Source organism: Streptomyces sp. NBC_00104, from assembly GCF_045160825.1.
Taxonomy (GTDB): domain Bacteria; phylum Actinomycetota; class Actinomycetes; order Streptomycetales; family Streptomycetaceae; genus Streptomyces.
The window spans coordinates 3,955,181-3,971,175 of record NZ_CP108215.1; the positions used below are offsets into that span (position 1 = coordinate 3,955,181).

Here is a 15,995-nt window from a genome sequence, read left to right on the forward strand (position 1 = left end):
GATCCGTCCGATGTCCACGCACTCCCCGCGTGTGTCCCTCGTGTCCACGCACACGCTCCGTTCGAAGCGCCGCCGGTCGGCGCTTCGAACGGTGGCCTTCCTGTCACCCTGGCTGATCGGGTTCGGCGTCTTCTTCGCCTATCCGCTGGTGTCCACCGTGTACTTCTCGCTGATGAAGTACGACGGTTTCGGTACACCGGTCTTCCGCGGCCTGGGCAACTGGTCCTACGTCTTCGACGACTACCCGCTGTTCTGGCCGGCCCTGCGCAACACACTCTGGCTGGTGCTGGTGATGGTGGCCTGCCGGGTGCTGTTCGGGCTCGGCGTCGGCCTGCTGATCACCAAGATCAAGACCGGCGCGGGCGTCTTCCGCACCCTCTTCTACCTGCCCTACCTGGCCCCGCCGGTGGCCGCGACCCTCGCCTTCGTCTTCCTCCTCAACCCCGGGACCGGGCCGGTCAACTCCGTCCTCGACGGCCTCGGCCTGCCGACGCCCGGCTGGTTCACGGACCCCGCCTGGTCCAAGCCGGCGCTCACCGCGCTCGCGCTGTGGGGCGTGGGCGATCTGATGGTCATCTTCATGGCCGCGCTGCTCGACGTGCCGAAGGAGCAGTACGAGGCCGCCGAGCTGGACGGGGCGTCGGCCTGGCAGCGCTTCCGGTTCGTGACGCTGCCGAGCATCTCGCCGATCGTGATGTTCGCCGTGGTCACGGGAGTGATCCAGACCATGCAGTACTACACGCAGCCCCTGGTGGCCGGGAAGGTCGCCTCCGGCATCATCGGCGGCTCCGGCCAGCAGTTCGAGCCGGGCTACCCGGACAAGTCGACCCTGACGCTGCCCCAGCTCGTCTACAACCTCGGCTTCCAGCGCTTCGACTACGGCTCCGCCTGTGTGGTCGCCCTCGTGCTGTTCGCCCTGTCGATGGTGTTCACCGCGCTGCTGATGCGGCGCCGGGGCGGACTGATCGGAGCGGGTGACTGATGACCCAGGTACTCGATGTACGCGACCGGCCCGTGGCGTCGGTCGCCGCCCGGGACAGCGAGCGGACCGCCCGCCGCCGGGCCCTGCTGGAGTGGATCGCCGTCCACTCCCTGGGTGTGGCCGCCGCGCTCTTCTTCACCCTGCCCTTCGTGTTCGTCGTGCTGACCTCGCTGATGGGCGACCAGCAGGCGCTCACCCGCGATCTGGTCCCGGACACCTGGGAGTGGGGCAACTACCGGCAGGTCCTCGACACCCCCGGCTTCCTGACCTGGTGGAAGAACACCCTGATCTACGCCGGCCTCGGCACCGTCCTCACCGTGGTGTCGTCGATCCCGGTGGCGTACGCGCTGGCCAAGTTCCGCTTCCGGGGCCGCAATCTGGCGCTGATGCTGGTCATCTCGATGATGATGCTGCCGCCGCAGGTCGTCGTGATCCCGATGTACCTGTTCTGGGCCAAGCAGATGGACCTGTCCGGCTCACTGTGGCCGCTGATCATCCCGATGGCGTTCGGGGACGCGTTCTCCATCTTCCTGCTGCGGCAGTTCCTGACGACCATCCCCAACGAGTACCTGGACGCGGCCCGGGTCGACGGCTGCGGCGAACTGCGCACCCTGCTGCGGGTCGTCCTGCCGATGGCCAAGCCGGGCATCGCCGCCGTCGCCCTCTTCCAGTTCTTCTACGCCTGGAACGACTACTTCGGCCCGCAGATCTACGCCTCCGAGAACCCCGCGGCCTGGACACTGAGTTACGGCCTGGAGTCCTTCAAGGGCGCGCACCACACCGACTGGAACCTGACCATGGCCGCGACCGTCCTGGTCATGGCCCCCGTGATCCTCGTGTTCTTCTTCGCTCAGAAGGCGTTCGTCGAAGGCGTCACCCTGACCGGAGTAAAGGGTTGATACAGCTATGAAGCTCACCGTGGTCGGCGGAGGGTCGACCTACACACCCGAACTCGTCGACGGGTTCGCCCGGCTCAGGGACACGCTGCCGATCGAGGAGCTGGTGCTCGTCGATCCGGCCGCCGACCGGCTGGAGCTGGTCGGCGGCCTGGCCCGCCGTATCTTCGCCCGCCAAGGGCACCCCGGGCGGATCGTCACCACCGGCGACCTGGACCAGGGGGTCGAGGGCGCCGACGCCGTCCTCCTCCAGCTCCGCATCGGCGGCCAGGCCGCCCGCGAGCAGGACGAGACCTGGCCGCTGGAGTGCGGCTGCGTCGGCCAGGAGACGACCGGCGCGGGCGGCCTGGCCAAGGCGCTGCGCACGGTCCCGGTCGTCCTGGACATCGCCGAACGGGTCCGCCGTACCAATCCGGACGCCTGGATCATCGACTTCACCAACCCGGTGGGGATCGTGACCCGCGCCCTGCTCCGGGCCGGTCACAAGGCCGTCGGCCTCTGCAATGTGGCGATCGGCCTGCAACGGAAGTTCGCCGCGCACCTGGGTGTGCCCCCGTCCGAGGTCCACCTCGACCACGTGGGCCTCAACCACCTCACCTGGGAGACCGGGGTCCGCCTCGGCGGCCCCTCCGGCGAGGACGTCCTGCCGAAGCTGCTGGCCGACCACGGCGACACCATCGCCGCCGACCTGCGCCTGCCCCGCCCCGTCCTGGACCGCCTCGGTGTGGTCCCCTCCTACTACCTGCGCTACTACTACGCCCACGACGAGGTCGTACGCGAGCTGCGTACGAAACCGTCGCGGGCCGCCGAGGTGGCCGCGATGGAGCGGCAGTTGCTTCAGATGTACGCCGACCCGGCCCTCGACGAGAAGCCCGCGCTGCTCGCCAAGCGCGGCGGGGCCTTCTACTCGGAGGCGGCCGTCGACCTGGCCGCGTCGCTGCTGGGCGACGGGGGCAGCCCGTACCAGGTGGTGAACACCCTCAACCACGGCACGCTGCCGTTCCTGCCCGCCGACGCGGTGATCGAGGTGCAGGCGGCCGTCGGTGCGCAGGGCGCGGCACCGCTGCCGGTGCCGACCGTGGACCCGCTGTACGCGGGCCTGATGGCGCACGTGACCGCGTACGAGGACCTGGCTCTCGACGCGGCCCTGCGCGGCGGCCGGGACCGGGTGTTCCGGGCGCTGCTCTCCCATCCCCTGATCGGGCAGTACGAGTACGCCGAGGCCCTCACGGACCGGCTGATCGCGCACAACCGGGAGCACCTCGCGTGGGCGTGAGCGACGGCGTGGGCGTGAGCGACGGCGTGCGCGGGAGTTCGACCGCGGGCACCCACCCCGATCCGGGCGCGGGCGTGCGCGGGCGTGACGGCGGGCGCGGGAGCGTGCTCGCCGTCGACGCGGGCAACAGCAAGACCGACGTCGCCGTGATCGCGCCGGACGGGGAGGTGCTGGGCGCGGCGCGCGGCGGCGGGTTCCAGCCGCCGGCCGTGGGCGTGACGCCGGCCGTCGACGGCCTCGCGGAGGTCGTACGGCAGGCCTTCGCCGAGGCGGGGGTCGGCTCGGTGGACCATGTCTCGGCGTGTCTGGCCAACGCCGACTTCCCCGTGGAGGAGGAGGAACTGGCGGCGGCGTTGCGCACGCGCGGGTGGGGCACGACCGTCGAGGTCCGCAACGACACCTTCGCGATCCTGCGGGCGGGCGTGGCCGAACCCCGGGGCGTGGCCGTGGTGTGCGGCGCCGGCGTCAACTGTGTCGGCATGCGCCCCGACGGCCGCACCGCCCGTTTCCCGGCGCTGGGACGCATCTCCGGTGACTGGGGCGGCGGTTGGGGCCTCGCCGAGGAGGCGATGTGGCACGCGGCCCGCGCGGAGGACGGCCGGGGCGGTCCCACGGCCCTCGCCGACGCACTGCCCGCGCACTTCGGCCTGGACTCCGTGTACGCCCTGGTCGAGGCCCTGCATCTGGAGCACATCCCGGCCGTCCGCCGCCACGAACTCACCCCGGTCCTCTTCGCCACGGCGACCGCCGGCGACCCGGTGGCCCGCTCCCTGGTGGACCGCATGGCCGAGGAGGTGGTGGCCATGGCGACGGTGGCCCTGACCCGCCTGGACCTCCTCGGCGAGGAGACCCCCGTCCTGCTCGGCGGCGGTGTCCTCGCCGCCCGGCATCCCCTCCTCGACGCCCGGGTCCGCGAGTCATTGGCGGCCGCCGCGCCCAAGGCCGTCCCCCGGGTGGTCACGGCCGCCCCGGTGCTGGGCGCGGCGCTGCTCGGCCTCGACCACGTGGGCGCGCCCAGGAGCGCGCACGCGCGCGTGCGGGCGCATTACGAAGGAGCGTGACCCGGCTCCCCGCACCACCCTCCGCACCTCCCCCGCACCTCCCCCCCCGAACGCGTTCGAACCCCCAGGGAACCGAACCCGATCGGAGCGCGTATTCATGGGCAGGGGGTGGTGGGGGAAGCCTTGTGCTGCGCCGGAATGCGACGGGCACAGCACGTACGGACACGATCGGGGAACAAGATCGAGTCAAGGTCTGTGCGAGGTCAGTCCCGACGGCGATACTTGCGGCCGTGCACCTCTGTCCGCACGAGCGGGCGGAAGTGACGGACGGATGACCAGGGGGAGGTCAGGTGACATTCACGCCGGAGGGCAGCGCGGCACCGACGGCACCACCCGCGGGCCCGGGCCCCGTCGTGCCGCCGCAGGCCACACACACGCCGAGGCCCCCCGTCCCGCCCCCGGCCCCGGACGGCGGCCCGCCCCGCCGCACCGCGTTCGCGGAGGGCGTCGACCAAGTGCGCGCCGCCGCGACGACCGAGCCCGGCCGGCTGCGCATCATCGGTGCCGTCCTCGCCCTCCTGGTCGTCGCGTTCGGCTCCGTCACCGCCTGGCAGATGAACGACCGCTCGGCCGCCGCCGACGACGTACTCCACGGCAGCCAGCCGCTCAGCTCGGCCGCGGCCGAGATCTACAGTTCCCTGGCCGACGCCAACACGGCGGCCTCCAGCGGCTTTCTCGCGGGGGGCCAGGAGACGAAGGACTCGCGCGAGAGATACGAGGAGGAGATCGAGAACGCCGCCAGGAATCTCTCCGTCGCCGCCTCGGCCTCGGAGCCCGGCTCGGAGTCCGAGAAGCTCGTCTCGCAACTGAACGCCCTGCTGCCGGAGTACAAGGGCCTGGTGGAGCGCGCCCGCGCCAACAACCGGCTGGGCTACCCGCTGGGGGGCGCGTACCTGCGCTATGCGAACGACAAGATGCAGGACGACATGCTCCTGAAGGCGAAGAAGGTCTACGACAACGAGAACGCACGGCTGCGCGACGACTACGCGGACGCCACGTCGTATCCGTGGGCCGCGATCGGTCTCGGAGTCCTCGCCATCGGCGGCCTCGTCTGGGCCCAGCGCCGTAACTACCAGCGTACGAACCGGGTGTTGAACCACGGTCTCGTCGCGGCGACGGCCGCCTCGACCGTCGTCCTGCTGTGGCTGGCAGGCGGTCACACCGTCGCCCGCTCGGGGCTGAACGACTCCTACGAACACGGCGTGCGGTCACTGACCGTCCTGAACGACGCGCGCATCGCCTCCCTCACCGCCCGCGGCAACGAGAACCTGACGCTGATCAGCCGGGGAGCGCAGACCACCACGGTCGAGGTCGACGGCAAGCCCGAGGTCGTGGACGAGTTCGACAACGAGTTCAAGGTGGAGATGGCCGGGCTCAAGAAGCACCTGGCCGCCGCCGAGCGACTGGCCGACGACGCCAGCGGCGAGCAGCCCGTGAAGGCCGCCGGCGCCGGCATGGAGGCGTGGCTGGACCGGCACGAGAGCGCCCGCGACGCCGACGACAAGGGCGACTACCAGTGCGCTCTCGACCAGGTGATCGGTGGCGAGTCCCGACCCGACTGCGAGAACGGTGACAAGCCGACCGGCGAGTGCTTCGACGAGGTCGACAGGAACCTGGGCATCGCGAGCAGGTACGAGGCGAAGGAGTTCGAGCGGGCGGCCCAGGGCGGCCGCGACGCGATGCTCGGACTCCCCGTGGGTGCCGCGGTACTGGCGGTGCTGGGCGCGGCGGGCGCGGTGCTGGGCATCGGACGCAGGCTTTCGGAGTACCGGTGACGACGGCGGGAGGAGACACGGTGGAAGGGGTCGCGATGAATGCGGTACGACGCCTGCGGGCCGGTCTCAGGGGCTGGGGCGGCGTGGGCGCGATGGCGGTCCTCTGCGCCCTGACCGTGGTCTTCGCCCTGGTGCTGCCGGTGAGCGGGACACGCGGCGACGGCACCACGGGCGTCGGCGGCCAGGGCGTCGCCCACGGCATCCAGGCGCGGGCGGACGACTGCGACGACGCCACCTCCCAGGACCAGAGCCTGAGCCCCTCCGGGGACGAGTCCGGCACGACGATCACCGAGATCGAGAACCGTGGCTATCTCAGGATCGGCATCGACCAGAACAGCTACCGCTGGGGGTATCGCGACCCGAACAACACGGCCGCGGACGCCGAGTTGGAGGGCTTCGACATCGACCTCGCGCATCGCATCGCCGAGGAGATCCTGGGCGACCGGACGAAGGTCCGCTTCCGGGCGGTTCCCACGAACCAGCGCGTCAAGGCGATCCAGTCCAAGCAGGTCGACATGGTGGTCCGCACCATGACGATCAACTGTGACCGCATGAAGGACGTCGCCTTCTCCCAGCCGTACTTCAAGACGGGCCAGCAGTTGCTGGCGCCCAAGTCCTCGACGATCGAGGGCTACGACAAGACGCTGGCGAAGAAGAAGATCTGCACAGCGGCCACTTCCACCGCGTGGAAGAGGCTGACGGCCGACAAGGACAAGGGTGCCCTCGTGTCGTCCGCCGTCATCTATCCGCCCGTCCCCAACCAACTCGACTGCCTGGTGAGGCTCCAGCTCGGCGAGGTCGACGCCGTGATCACCGACGGCGCCCTCGCCGCGAGCCAGGCGGCCCAGGACCCGACCGTCGATCTGAAGGGCGAGCCGTTCACCACCGAGTACTACGGCGTGGCGATGAACCTCAAGGCGGACGATCTGGTACGCCGGGTGAACCAGGTGCTGGTGGACTATCTCAAGGACGGCTGGCAGGACTCGTACACCAAGTGGCTGTCCGCGACGCTCGGCGATGACTCGGCGAGCTCCCGGCCGCCGGCCGACCAGCGGTACAGGGACTGAGACACGGGAATCGACGTACAGGGCCGCAGTCAACTGACGGACACCGACAGCAGCGAGAGGTGATCGATGGGCGTGGCGGGATCCACCGGGCCGGTGATGGACCGGGACGAGGTGGACCGTGCGCTCGCGCGGCTCGGCGCGGAGCACGAGGCCATCGAGACCTCGCTGCTCGCCCTTCAGGACCACGCGGGCCGCAGGCTGCTCGAAGGCGCCGAACTGACCGGCGTCACCAAGGAGCGCTGGACCTCCGCGGAGGCGTCGATCACGCTGCTGTGGGCGTACTTCGACGCGTACTCGGACGCGCTGCGCTCCGCCCGGGAGATCCGTTCCCGGCGCCGCTGGTCCAGCCGTGAGGACCTGGTGGAGCTGACCGAACTGCTGCGCGGCGAGGCCGTCACGGTCGCCGGCTCCGCGACGGCGATGGCGAACGCGCCGACGCTGCAGGGCGCGACCCGGCTCAGCGAACAGTTCTCGCTGAGCACGCTGGTGGACCGGATGAACGACCTGTACGCGTCCTCGCTGGACATGGTCGTGGCCGCCGACGCGGTGTGGTCCGCGCTGCCCGCCCGGATCGATCTCCTGGCCGCCGAGCTCCAGCGCACCCGCCAGCTCGCGCACTCCGTCGGCGTACGCCCCGGCGAGCACCCGGCCGGCGACGACCTGGAGCGGATCACCCGCACCCTGACCCGGCTCCGTGAGCAGGTCATCTCCGATCCGCTGGCCTTCTGGGTCCCCGCGCCGGGCAGTTCGGCGCCCGGCGGCGGCCGCCCGGACACCACGACGTACGACCGCGAGGCGCGGGCCCTGGAGGACGTGCGGCGGGAGATCGACGCCGTGTTGACGGTCCGGCAGGACGCCGAGGCCCGCCTGATGAAGCTGCGCGACGTGCTCAGCCGCGCGGACCGTACGCTCGCCGAGGCGCGCAGCGCGCGCGGCGAGGTGCTGGCGAAGATCGCCGCGACCGAGGTGCCCGTGGTGAGCGGCCCGCCGACGGTGCTGCAGGAACAGCTGGCGATGGCGGCCGAGTACCGCAGACACGCGCAGTGGCACCGGCTGTCCCCGCTCCTGGAGTCCCTGGAGCAGAAGGCGGACGACGAACTGCTGCGCGCCCGCGAGTCGTTGACGGCGGTCACCGCGCCGCTGGCGGTCCGCGCGGAGCTGCGCGGCCGGCTCGACGCGTACAAGGCGAAGGTCGCCCGGCACGGCTTCGCGGAGGACTCGCTGCTGGTCGAGCGGTACGACGCGGCGCGCCGCATGCTGTGGAGCGCCCCCTGCGACCTGCGCGTAGCCGAGATGGCGGTGCTGCGCTATCAGCATGCGGCCGCCGAACTGCTGGGCCAGTCGGTACCGGCCCCGCGTGCGCCCCAGGACCGGAGGGAGGAGGGATCGTGAGTCAGACGGAGGAGAGCCCGGCGGGCGAAGAGGCTCCGCAGCAGTCGTGTCAGCGTCCCGGCTGCTCGGGATCGTACGAGGACGTGGGCGGCGGCGAGCTGTACTGCGACGAGTGCGGTCTGGCGCCGGTCGTCTCGGCGAGCGGCATGGTCAACTCCCCGCCCACCGGCATCACCGGCGGCGGCCGGGGCTCGCGCGGCTCCGGTTCCAGCAGTTCGCGCTCCTCGCGGACGTCCGCGCGCTCCTCGCAGTCCCGGCGCTCGGTCTCCGGACGGCTCATCGGTGCCCTGTCGGGCAGGACGACGGGCCGCTCGGTGTCGGTGCGCAGCTCCGGCAAGACCGCCGGCTCCTCGGGGCGGGCCCGGCTCGGCGTCGGCCTCGTCCAGGTCCCGGACGTGCCGCGTCCCGACCCGCGCTCGATGGTGCTGGAGACCGCCGAGGTACCCGAGCGCAAGCGGTTCTGCTCGCGCTCCGACTGCGGGGCGCCGGTCGGGCGGGCGCGCGGTGAGCGGCCGGGGCGCACGGAGGGCTTCTGCACCAAGTGCGGCCACCCGTACTCGTTCGTGCCGAAGCTGCACTCGGGCGACATCGTGCGCGGCCAGTACGAGGTCGTGGGCTGTCTCGCGCACGGCGGTCTGGGCTGGATCTACCTGGCCATAGACCGGGCGGTCTCGGACCGCTGGGTCGTGCTGAAGGGCCTGCTCGACACCGGCGACCAGGACGCGATGGCCGCCGCGATCTCCGAGCGCCGCTTCCTCGCCGAGATCGAGCACTCCAACATCGTCCGCATCTACAACTTCGTCGAGCACCTCGACCAGCGCACCGGCTCGCTGGACGGGTACATCGTCATGGAGTACGTCGGCGGGAAGTCCCTCAAGGAGATCGCCAACGACCGCCGCACGCCGGACGGGCGCCGCGACCCGCTGCCGGTCGAGCAAGCCTGCGCGTACGGCATCGAGGCCCTGGAGGCGCTGGGCCACCTGCACAGCCGCAACCTGCTGTACTGCGACTTCAAGGTCGACAACGCGATCCAGACCGAGGACCAGCTCAAGCTGATCGACATGGGCGCGGTGCGCAGGATGGACGACGACGAGTCGGCCATCTACGGCACGGTCGGCTACCAGGCGCCCGAAGTCGCCGACGTGGGCCCGTCGGTGGCCTCCGACCTGTACACGGTCGCCCGGACGCTCGCGGTCCTCACCTTCGACTTCCAGGGCTACACGAACGTCTTCGTGGACTCCCTGCCCGACCCCGACAACATCGAGGTCTTCCGGCAGTACGAGTCCTTCTACCGTCTGCTGGTCCGTGCCACCGACCCCGACCCGGCCCGCCGGTTCGCCTCCGCGCAGGAGATGTCGGAGCAGCTGACGGGTGTGCTGCGAGAGGTCGTCTCCCTCCAGACGGGCCGGGCCCGCCCCGCCATGTCGACGATCTTCGGCCCCGAGGTGAAGGTCACGGACACGGAGTTGTTCGCGAAGCTGGACGGGGAGGTGTCCCGGCTGGGGACGCGCCGCGACAGGCCGACGGCCAGGAACGATGGTTCGGCTGCCGGTACGGCCGCTCTGCCGGCCGGCGGCGCCGCCGTCCCCGTCCGACTCACCCGGCAACTCGACACCGCCGCCGCGGCCCTCGCGCTGCCCGTCCCGCGGGTGGACCCCGGGGACCCGAACGCCGGGTTCCTGGCGGGGCTCATCGCCTCCGCGCCCACCGAGCTGATCACGGCGCTGCACGCGGCGCCCAGCGGCTCGCTGGAGCTGCGGCTGCGGGAGCTGCGGGCCCGGCTGGAGATGGGCGAGTTCACCATCGCCCTGGCCACCCTGGACGCCCTGGAGCGGGACCACCCCGACGACTGGCGGGTGGTCTGGTACCGGGGCGTGGCCGCGCTGGCCACCGGCGACCACGAGAACGCCGCTCTGTCCTTCGACGCGATCTACGACGCCTTCCCGGGCGAGCCCGCCCCCAAGCTGGCCCTCGGCCTGTGCGCCGAGGTGCTCGGGCAGCTGGACAACGCCGCCGAGTACTACCGCCTGGTGTGGACGACCGACCCCAGCTTCGTCAGCAGCGCGTTCGGGCTCGCCCGGGTGCGGCTGACCGCCGGGGACCGGCAGAACGCCGTCCACACCCTGGAGTCCGTACCGGAGGCGTCCATCCACTACACCGCCGCCCGGGTCGCCGCCGTACGGGCGCGGCTCAGACACCGCACGGAGGCGACGCTCGGGTCCGGAGCCGTGTCTCCCGGGGCCGTGCTTCCCTGGGCCGTGTCTCCCGGGGCCGCGCCGTCCGGGAAGGCGCCGGACGCGCCGTTCCTGGACGACCTGACGGCGGCCGCCGGGCAGGTGGAGGCGCTCGGCGGGTACGGTCTGGACGCGGTGCGCCGCGAGCAGTTGTCCACAGAGGTCCTTGGCTGCGCCCTGGACTGGGTACTCTCCGGGGGCCAGGGTGCCGCGCCCCCGGCCGGCGGGCGGGTGCTGCTCGGCAGCGCGCTGGACGAGCGCGGCCTCCGCTTCGGACTGGAGCGGTCGTACCGCACACTGGCCCGGCTCGCCCCTGGCGGCGAGGAGAGGATCGACCTGGTGGAACGAGCCAACCGTTACCGCCCCCGGACGTGGGTGTAGTTGATGTCGCAGATGCCCCAGCCGACCGCGCTGACGAAGTGCCCGATCTGCGAGTGGCCCCTCGCTTCGGACGACCGCTTCTGCGGTGCGTGCGGCCATGACCTCTCGGCGGTCTCCGCGCCGCCGGAGGACCAGCCGACCGTCACGTTGAACGGGACGGCGGGCGACGTGCCCGACGAGTCCGCGTCCGTGGACTGGCCCGTCGCCTCCGAGCCCAGCTCCGACACGCCCCCGCCGGTGGTCCGTCCCACCGACATCCCGGGCACCGACTCCGGCGGCGGCGAACTGCCCGGCCCGGGGCGGGGCGTACGGTTCGACCGGCCCCGCGAGCCCGACGAGTACCCGCTGGCCGCTCCCCAGCCGCCGGACCCGCGCACCACCGACCTGGCCACACCGCCGGCCGGCACGAAGGTGTGCGTGGCCTGCCGCGCGGGCCATGTCGACCGGGACGGCTACTGCGAGAACTGCGGGCACGCCCAGCCGCGCGAACGCGACCACATGGAACAGGAGTTGGACGCGGTCGCCGCGGTCAGCGACCGGGGCCTGCGCCACCACCGCAACGAGGACGCGTTCACGATCTCCTCGACCGCGCTGCCCGACGGCTCCCCCGCGGTCGTGGCGATCGTCTGCGACGGCGTGTCCTCCGCGACCCGGCCCGACGACGCCTCGCTCGCCGCGGCCCGCGCCGCGGGCGAGACGCTCCTGGAGTCCCTGCCGCGCGGCACCCACCCGCAGCAGGCGATGCACGACGCGATCATCGCCGCCGCGGGCGCCGTCAACGCCCTGGCGGAGGAGCCGGAGACGGCCCAGGAGCACGCCCCGCACCAGAACGCGCCGGCGTGCACCATCGTCGGCTCCGTCGTCACCCCGAGCCTGCTCGTCGTCGGCTGGGTCGGCGACAGCCGCGCCTACTGGGTCCCCGTCGACCGGAGCGCACCCCCGGCCCGGCTCACCGAGGACGACTCGTGGGCGGCGCAGATGGTGTCCGCGGGGCTGATGAGCGAGGCCGAGGCGTACGCCGACGAGCGCGCCCACGCGATCACCGGCTGGCTCGGCGCGGACGCGTACGAACTGGAGCCGCACACCGCTTCCTTCAAACCGGACCGGCCGGGTGTAGTGGTGGTGTGCACCGACGGACTGTGGAACTACGCGGAGGCCGCCGAGGAGATGGCCGAGGCCGTGCCCCTGGACGCGGCCGTGCGACCGCTCCACTGCGCCCAGGTTCTGACCGGCCACGCGCTCGACGGAGGTGGCCACGACAACGTAACAGTGGCCGTCCTGCCGTTCCCGGCCCCTCCACAGGGGGCAGGATCGGCCTGAGGGTGCTCGCGGGCGGGGTGTTCGCGGGCGCCTCGGCGGCCGGACGGGAAAGGCCGACGGGCCGGAGGGGACCGGTCCGGGTACAGGCACGCACAGTCATCACCCCACGTGCTGTGGGGCCGCTAGGGGGATCAGAGTAGGCATGGCCAATTTTTCGAAGTCGAACGTGCCGCAGTTCTCGGTCGAGGTGTACCAGAACGAGTACCTGCCCGACGGCGGCCGCGAGGTCAACGCCATCGTGACGGTCAGCGCGACCGGCGGTGGCACCATCGGCACCGCGGTCGCCGCGCCACACCTCTACTCGCCCGGCCAGGGCCCGTCCGCCGCCGTGGCGCTCATGGTCGACTGCTCGGGGTCGATGGACTATCCGCCGACCAAGATGCGCAACGCCCGGGACGCCACGGCCGCCGCGATCGACACCCTGCGCGACGGCGTCCACTTCGCGGTGATCGACGGCACCCATGTGGCCCGGGAGGTCTACCCCGGCGGCGGCCGGCTCGCGGTCGCCGACTCCGCCACCCGTGAGCAGGCCAAACAGGCGCTGCGCAGGCTCAGCGCGGGCGGCGGCACCGCCATCGGCACCTGGCTGAAGCTCGCGGACCGGCTGCTCGCCTCCGCCGACGTGGCCATCCGCCACGGCATCCTGCTCACCGACGGCCGCAACGAGCACGAGTCGCCGGAGGACCTGAAGGCCGCGCTGGACGCCTGTGCCGGACGGTTCACCTGTGACGCGCGTGGAGTGGGCACGGACTGGGAGGTGAAGGAGGTCACGGGGATCGCCTCCGCGCTGCTCGGCACCGCCGACATCGTCGCCGACCCGGCCGCCCTGTCCGCCGACTTCACACAGATGATGGAGGCGGCCATGGGCAAGGAGGTCGCGGACGTCGCCCTGCGGCTGTGGACCCCGGTCGGCACCCGGGTCAAGTTCGTCAAGCAAGTGGCGCCCACGGTCGAGGAGTTGACCGACCGTCGCACCGAGGCCGGCCCGCGCGCCGGGGACTATCCGACCGGCTCGTGGGGGGACGAGTCCCGTGACTACCACGTGTGCGTCGAGGTCCCGGCCGCGTCCCTGGGCCAGGAGATGCTGGCCGCCCGGGTCTCCCTCGTCATCCCGCAGCCCGACGGCACCGCGCAGAACCTCGGCGCCCAGGGCCTGGTGAAGGCGGTGTGGACCGACGACATGGTCGCGTCCACGTCGATCAACCCCCAGGTCGCGCACTACACGGGTCAGGCCGAACTGGCACAAGTCATCCAGCAAGGGCTGGATGCCCGTAAATCCGGCGATTTCGACGGCGCAACGGCCAAGCTGGGACGGGCCGTTCAGCTCGCCAGCGCGTCCGGGAACGCGGATACTGCGAAACTGCTTGCGAAGGTGGTGGACGTGGTCGACGCGGCGACAGGTACTGTGCGACTGAAGGCGAAGGTCACGGAGGCCGACGAGATGACTCTCGAAACACGGTCGACAAAGACTGTTCGTGTAAAGAAGTAGGAAGAAGCAACCGGTAACACCGCTGCACATGAGCCTGGCTCGGGTCCCCCACCGGGGGATCCGGACAGTACCGGCCACACCGGCCCGTCGCGGCCACAGGAACCGGCCGAAGGGCCGGAAAGGAGAGGGGGAAGCGCCGACATGCCGACCTGCCCGAACGGACACCAGTCGGGTTCCGACGACTGGTGCGAGGTCTGCGGTCACCGTATGGCCGGTGCCGTACCCCCGCCGCCACCACCGCCGCCCCCGGGCGCCGGTTACGGATACCCGCCGCCCGGCTCACCTCCCCCGCCTCCGGGCGCGGGCGGTCCCGGAGGACCCGGGGGTCCCGGGGGTCCCGGGGGTCCCGGGGGTCCCGGTGGACGCCCGCACCTGACCGCCGAGCCGGAGCTCTGCCCGCAGTGCCGCACGCCCCGCGAGGGCGGCGCGCCCTTCTGCGAGGAGTGCCGGTGGAACTTCCTGACCAACACGGCGACGACGTACACGCCGGCCGCGCCGCGGCCTTCGGCGCCCGGGGCGGGCTCGGGCCCGGGTGGTCCCGGTCCCGGCGGCCCCGGTCCCGGCGGCGCTGGTCCCGGCCCTGGAGGCCCTGGCCCTAATTCCGGTCCTGGTCCTGGTCCCGGCGCCGGTGGAAACCCGGCGCTCCGGTTCCAGCAGCCGCCTCCGCCGTCCTACGGCGCCGGTGACGGATACGACTACCAGAGCTCCCGCCCCTCACAGGTGAACCGTCCCGCCGAGCCGCTCTCACCGTTCGGCGGGGAGCCGTCGGGTCGGGGCGGGCCTGGGGGTCCGGGCGGAAACGGTGGGTTCGGCGGACCTGGTGGCCCTGGTGGCTCCGGGAGTCCTGGTGGCCCCGGCGGTCATGGCGGGCAGGGTCCCGGCGGGCCCGGCCGCGCAGGTGGGCCCGGCGGCCCCGGTGGCCCGACGGGGCCGGGGGGTTCCTCCGGGTTCGGTGGCGGGCCTTCGGGTCAGCCCGGTCAGCCCGGTCCGGGGCAGCCCGGCCAGCCCGGTCCGTCCGCGTTCGGCGGGGATCCTTCGCGACCTGGACCTTCGGCCTTCGGCGGTGACCCTTCACGACCTGGGCCCTCGGGCTTCGGTGGCGATCCTTCACGACCCGGGCCCTCGGGCTTCGGCGGCGACCCTTCACGACCGGTTCCGCCGCCGCCCGGGCCTACGCCGGGTGGGCCCGGCGGTCCCGGTTTCCCCGGTGGTCCCGGTTCCGGCGGACCTGGTGGTCCCGGTGGTCAGGGCCCCGGCGGTCAAGGCCCCGGCGGCCAGGGTCCCGGCGGGGCGCCGCAGGCGTTCCAGCAGGCGGGGTCTTCGGCACCGCCTGCCTTCCCGCAGGAGACCCGGCGCCCGCAGCACGGGGGCCCTGGCGGCCCCGGCCCCGGTGGTCAGGGTCCTGGCGGCGGTCCGCCCTTCGGTGGTGACGACGACTGGGTGATCTCCCCGCCGTCGTCGACCGGTCCCGGCGGATCCGGTGGCCCGGGCGGCCCCAGCGGTGCGGGTGCTCGCCCCGGCGGCTACGGCTACCCGCAGCCCGGTGCCACCCAGGCCCCGCCCGGCCCCGCGTACCCGCAGGCGCCGACGACCTGGAGCGCGACCATCGGCCCGGACCGCGACTACTTCATGGCGATGATGCAGCGCTCGGGCCCCGAGGCCGCTGGCCTGAACCTGCCCGCGTACTCCCCCGAGCAGCGGCGTGCCCTCACCGGCAACCAGATCACCATCGGGCGCCGCCGCCACTCCACCGGCGACACCCCCGACATCGATCTCTCGGTGCCGCCGGAGGACCCGGGCGTCTCCCACCAGCACGCGGTGCTGGTGCAGCAGCCCGACGGCAGCTGGGCGGTCGTCGACCAGAACTCCACGAACGGAACCACGGTCAACCATTCCGAGGAGCCCATCCAGCCCTTCGTCCCGATCCCCCTCCAGGACGGGGACCGGGTGCACGTGGGCGCGTGGACGACGATCACGATCCGCCGGGGCTGACCTTCCCGCAACAGCGAGACGACCAGGGCCGACCGAGCGACTTCGGTCGGCCCTGATCCACGGCCCTGATCCAATGGCCCGGTCGCACCGGTCCTCCGACCACCCTGGTGCGCTCCGATCACTCCGGTGC

At 72.4% G+C, this 15,995-nt stretch carries 11 protein-coding genes; all 11 read left to right on the top strand.

Annotation, left to right across the window (positions count from 1 at the left end; all coding sequences use genetic code 11):
- The first annotated feature begins 10 nt into the window (after nt 1-10).
- Entirely contained in the window at nt 11-982 is a 972-nt protein-coding gene (locus OG272_RS17370; protein WP_327729682.1) for a sugar ABC transporter permease, read from the top strand.
- Nucleotides 982-1,881 (top strand): carbohydrate ABC transporter permease, encoded by a 900-nt coding sequence (locus OG272_RS17375; RefSeq protein ID WP_326582759.1) that lies wholly within the window; start codon nt 982-984, stop codon nt 1,879-1,881. Before OG272_RS17370 ends, OG272_RS17375 begins: the two co-directional genes overlap by 1 nt.
- Before the next feature lie 7 nt (nt 1,882-1,888).
- Nucleotides 1,889-3,154: a 6-phospho-beta-glucosidase gene (locus OG272_RS17380; RefSeq protein WP_326582758.1), complete on the top strand. Its 1,266-nt coding sequence runs from the start codon at nt 1,889-1,891 to the stop codon at nt 3,152-3,154.
- A 104-nt stretch (nt 3,155-3,258) separates the two neighbouring features.
- On the top strand, nt 3,259-4,215 hold the full coding sequence (locus OG272_RS17385; protein ID WP_327732255.1) for a BadF/BadG/BcrA/BcrD ATPase family protein: 957 nt from the start codon (nt 3,259-3,261) through the stop codon (nt 4,213-4,215).
- Between the two features lie 290 nt (nt 4,216-4,505).
- On the top strand, nt 4,506-5,990 hold the full coding sequence (locus OG272_RS17390) for a hypothetical protein (protein ID WP_327729681.1): 1,485 nt from the start codon (nt 4,506-4,508) through the stop codon (nt 5,988-5,990).
- A gap of 35 nt (nt 5,991-6,025) precedes the next feature.
- Nucleotides 6,026-7,057, top strand: coding sequence for a glutamate ABC transporter substrate-binding protein (locus OG272_RS17395; RefSeq protein ID WP_405893974.1), 1,032 nt, complete (start codon nt 6,026-6,028; stop codon nt 7,055-7,057).
- 66 nt (nt 7,058-7,123) lie between these two features.
- Nucleotides 7,124-8,449 (top strand): hypothetical protein, encoded by a 1,326-nt coding sequence (locus OG272_RS17400; protein WP_328223098.1) that lies wholly within the window; start codon nt 7,124-7,126, stop codon nt 8,447-8,449.
- On the top strand, nt 8,446-11,064 hold the full coding sequence (locus OG272_RS17405) for a tetratricopeptide repeat protein (RefSeq protein WP_405893976.1): 2,619 nt from the start codon (nt 8,446-8,448) through the stop codon (nt 11,062-11,064). Before OG272_RS17400 ends, OG272_RS17405 begins: the two co-directional genes overlap by 4 nt.
- Entirely contained in the window at nt 11,065-12,384 is a 1,320-nt protein-coding gene (locus tag OG272_RS17410; RefSeq protein ID WP_328507179.1) for a protein phosphatase 2C domain-containing protein, read from the top strand.
- Between the two features lie 142 nt (nt 12,385-12,526).
- Nucleotides 12,527-13,873 carry a vWA domain-containing protein gene (locus tag OG272_RS17415; RefSeq protein ID WP_405893978.1) on the top strand — a complete coding sequence of 449 codons (1,347 nt, stop codon included), beginning with the start codon at nt 12,527-12,529 and terminating at the stop codon, nt 13,871-13,873.
- A gap of 141 nt (nt 13,874-14,014) precedes the next feature.
- Nucleotides 14,015-15,865, top strand: a complete 1,851-nt coding sequence (locus OG272_RS17420) for an FHA domain-containing protein (protein WP_405893979.1) — start codon at nt 14,015-14,017, stop codon at nt 15,863-15,865.
- The last annotated feature ends 130 nt before the right edge of the window (nt 15,866-15,995 follow it).

Coding starts and splice junctions, on each gene's coding strand:
- OG272_RS17420 (WP_405893979.1), top strand. CDS start 14,015: ATGCCGACCTGCCCGAACGGACACCAGTCGGGTTCCGACGACTGGTGC.
- OG272_RS17375 (WP_326582759.1), top strand. CDS start 982: ATGACCCAGGTACTCGATGTACGCGACCGGCCCGTGGCGTCGGTCGCC.
- OG272_RS17380 (WP_326582758.1), top strand. CDS start 1,889: ATGAAGCTCACCGTGGTCGGCGGAGGGTCGACCTACACACCCGAACTC.
- OG272_RS17400 (WP_328223098.1), top strand. CDS start 7,124: ATGGGCGTGGCGGGATCCACCGGGCCGGTGATGGACCGGGACGAGGTG.
- OG272_RS17370 (WP_327729682.1), top strand. CDS start 11: ATGTCCACGCACTCCCCGCGTGTGTCCCTCGTGTCCACGCACACGCTC.
- OG272_RS17395 (WP_405893974.1), top strand. CDS start 6,026: ATGAATGCGGTACGACGCCTGCGGGCCGGTCTCAGGGGCTGGGGCGGC.
- OG272_RS17415 (WP_405893978.1), top strand. CDS start 12,527: ATGGCCAATTTTTCGAAGTCGAACGTGCCGCAGTTCTCGGTCGAGGTG.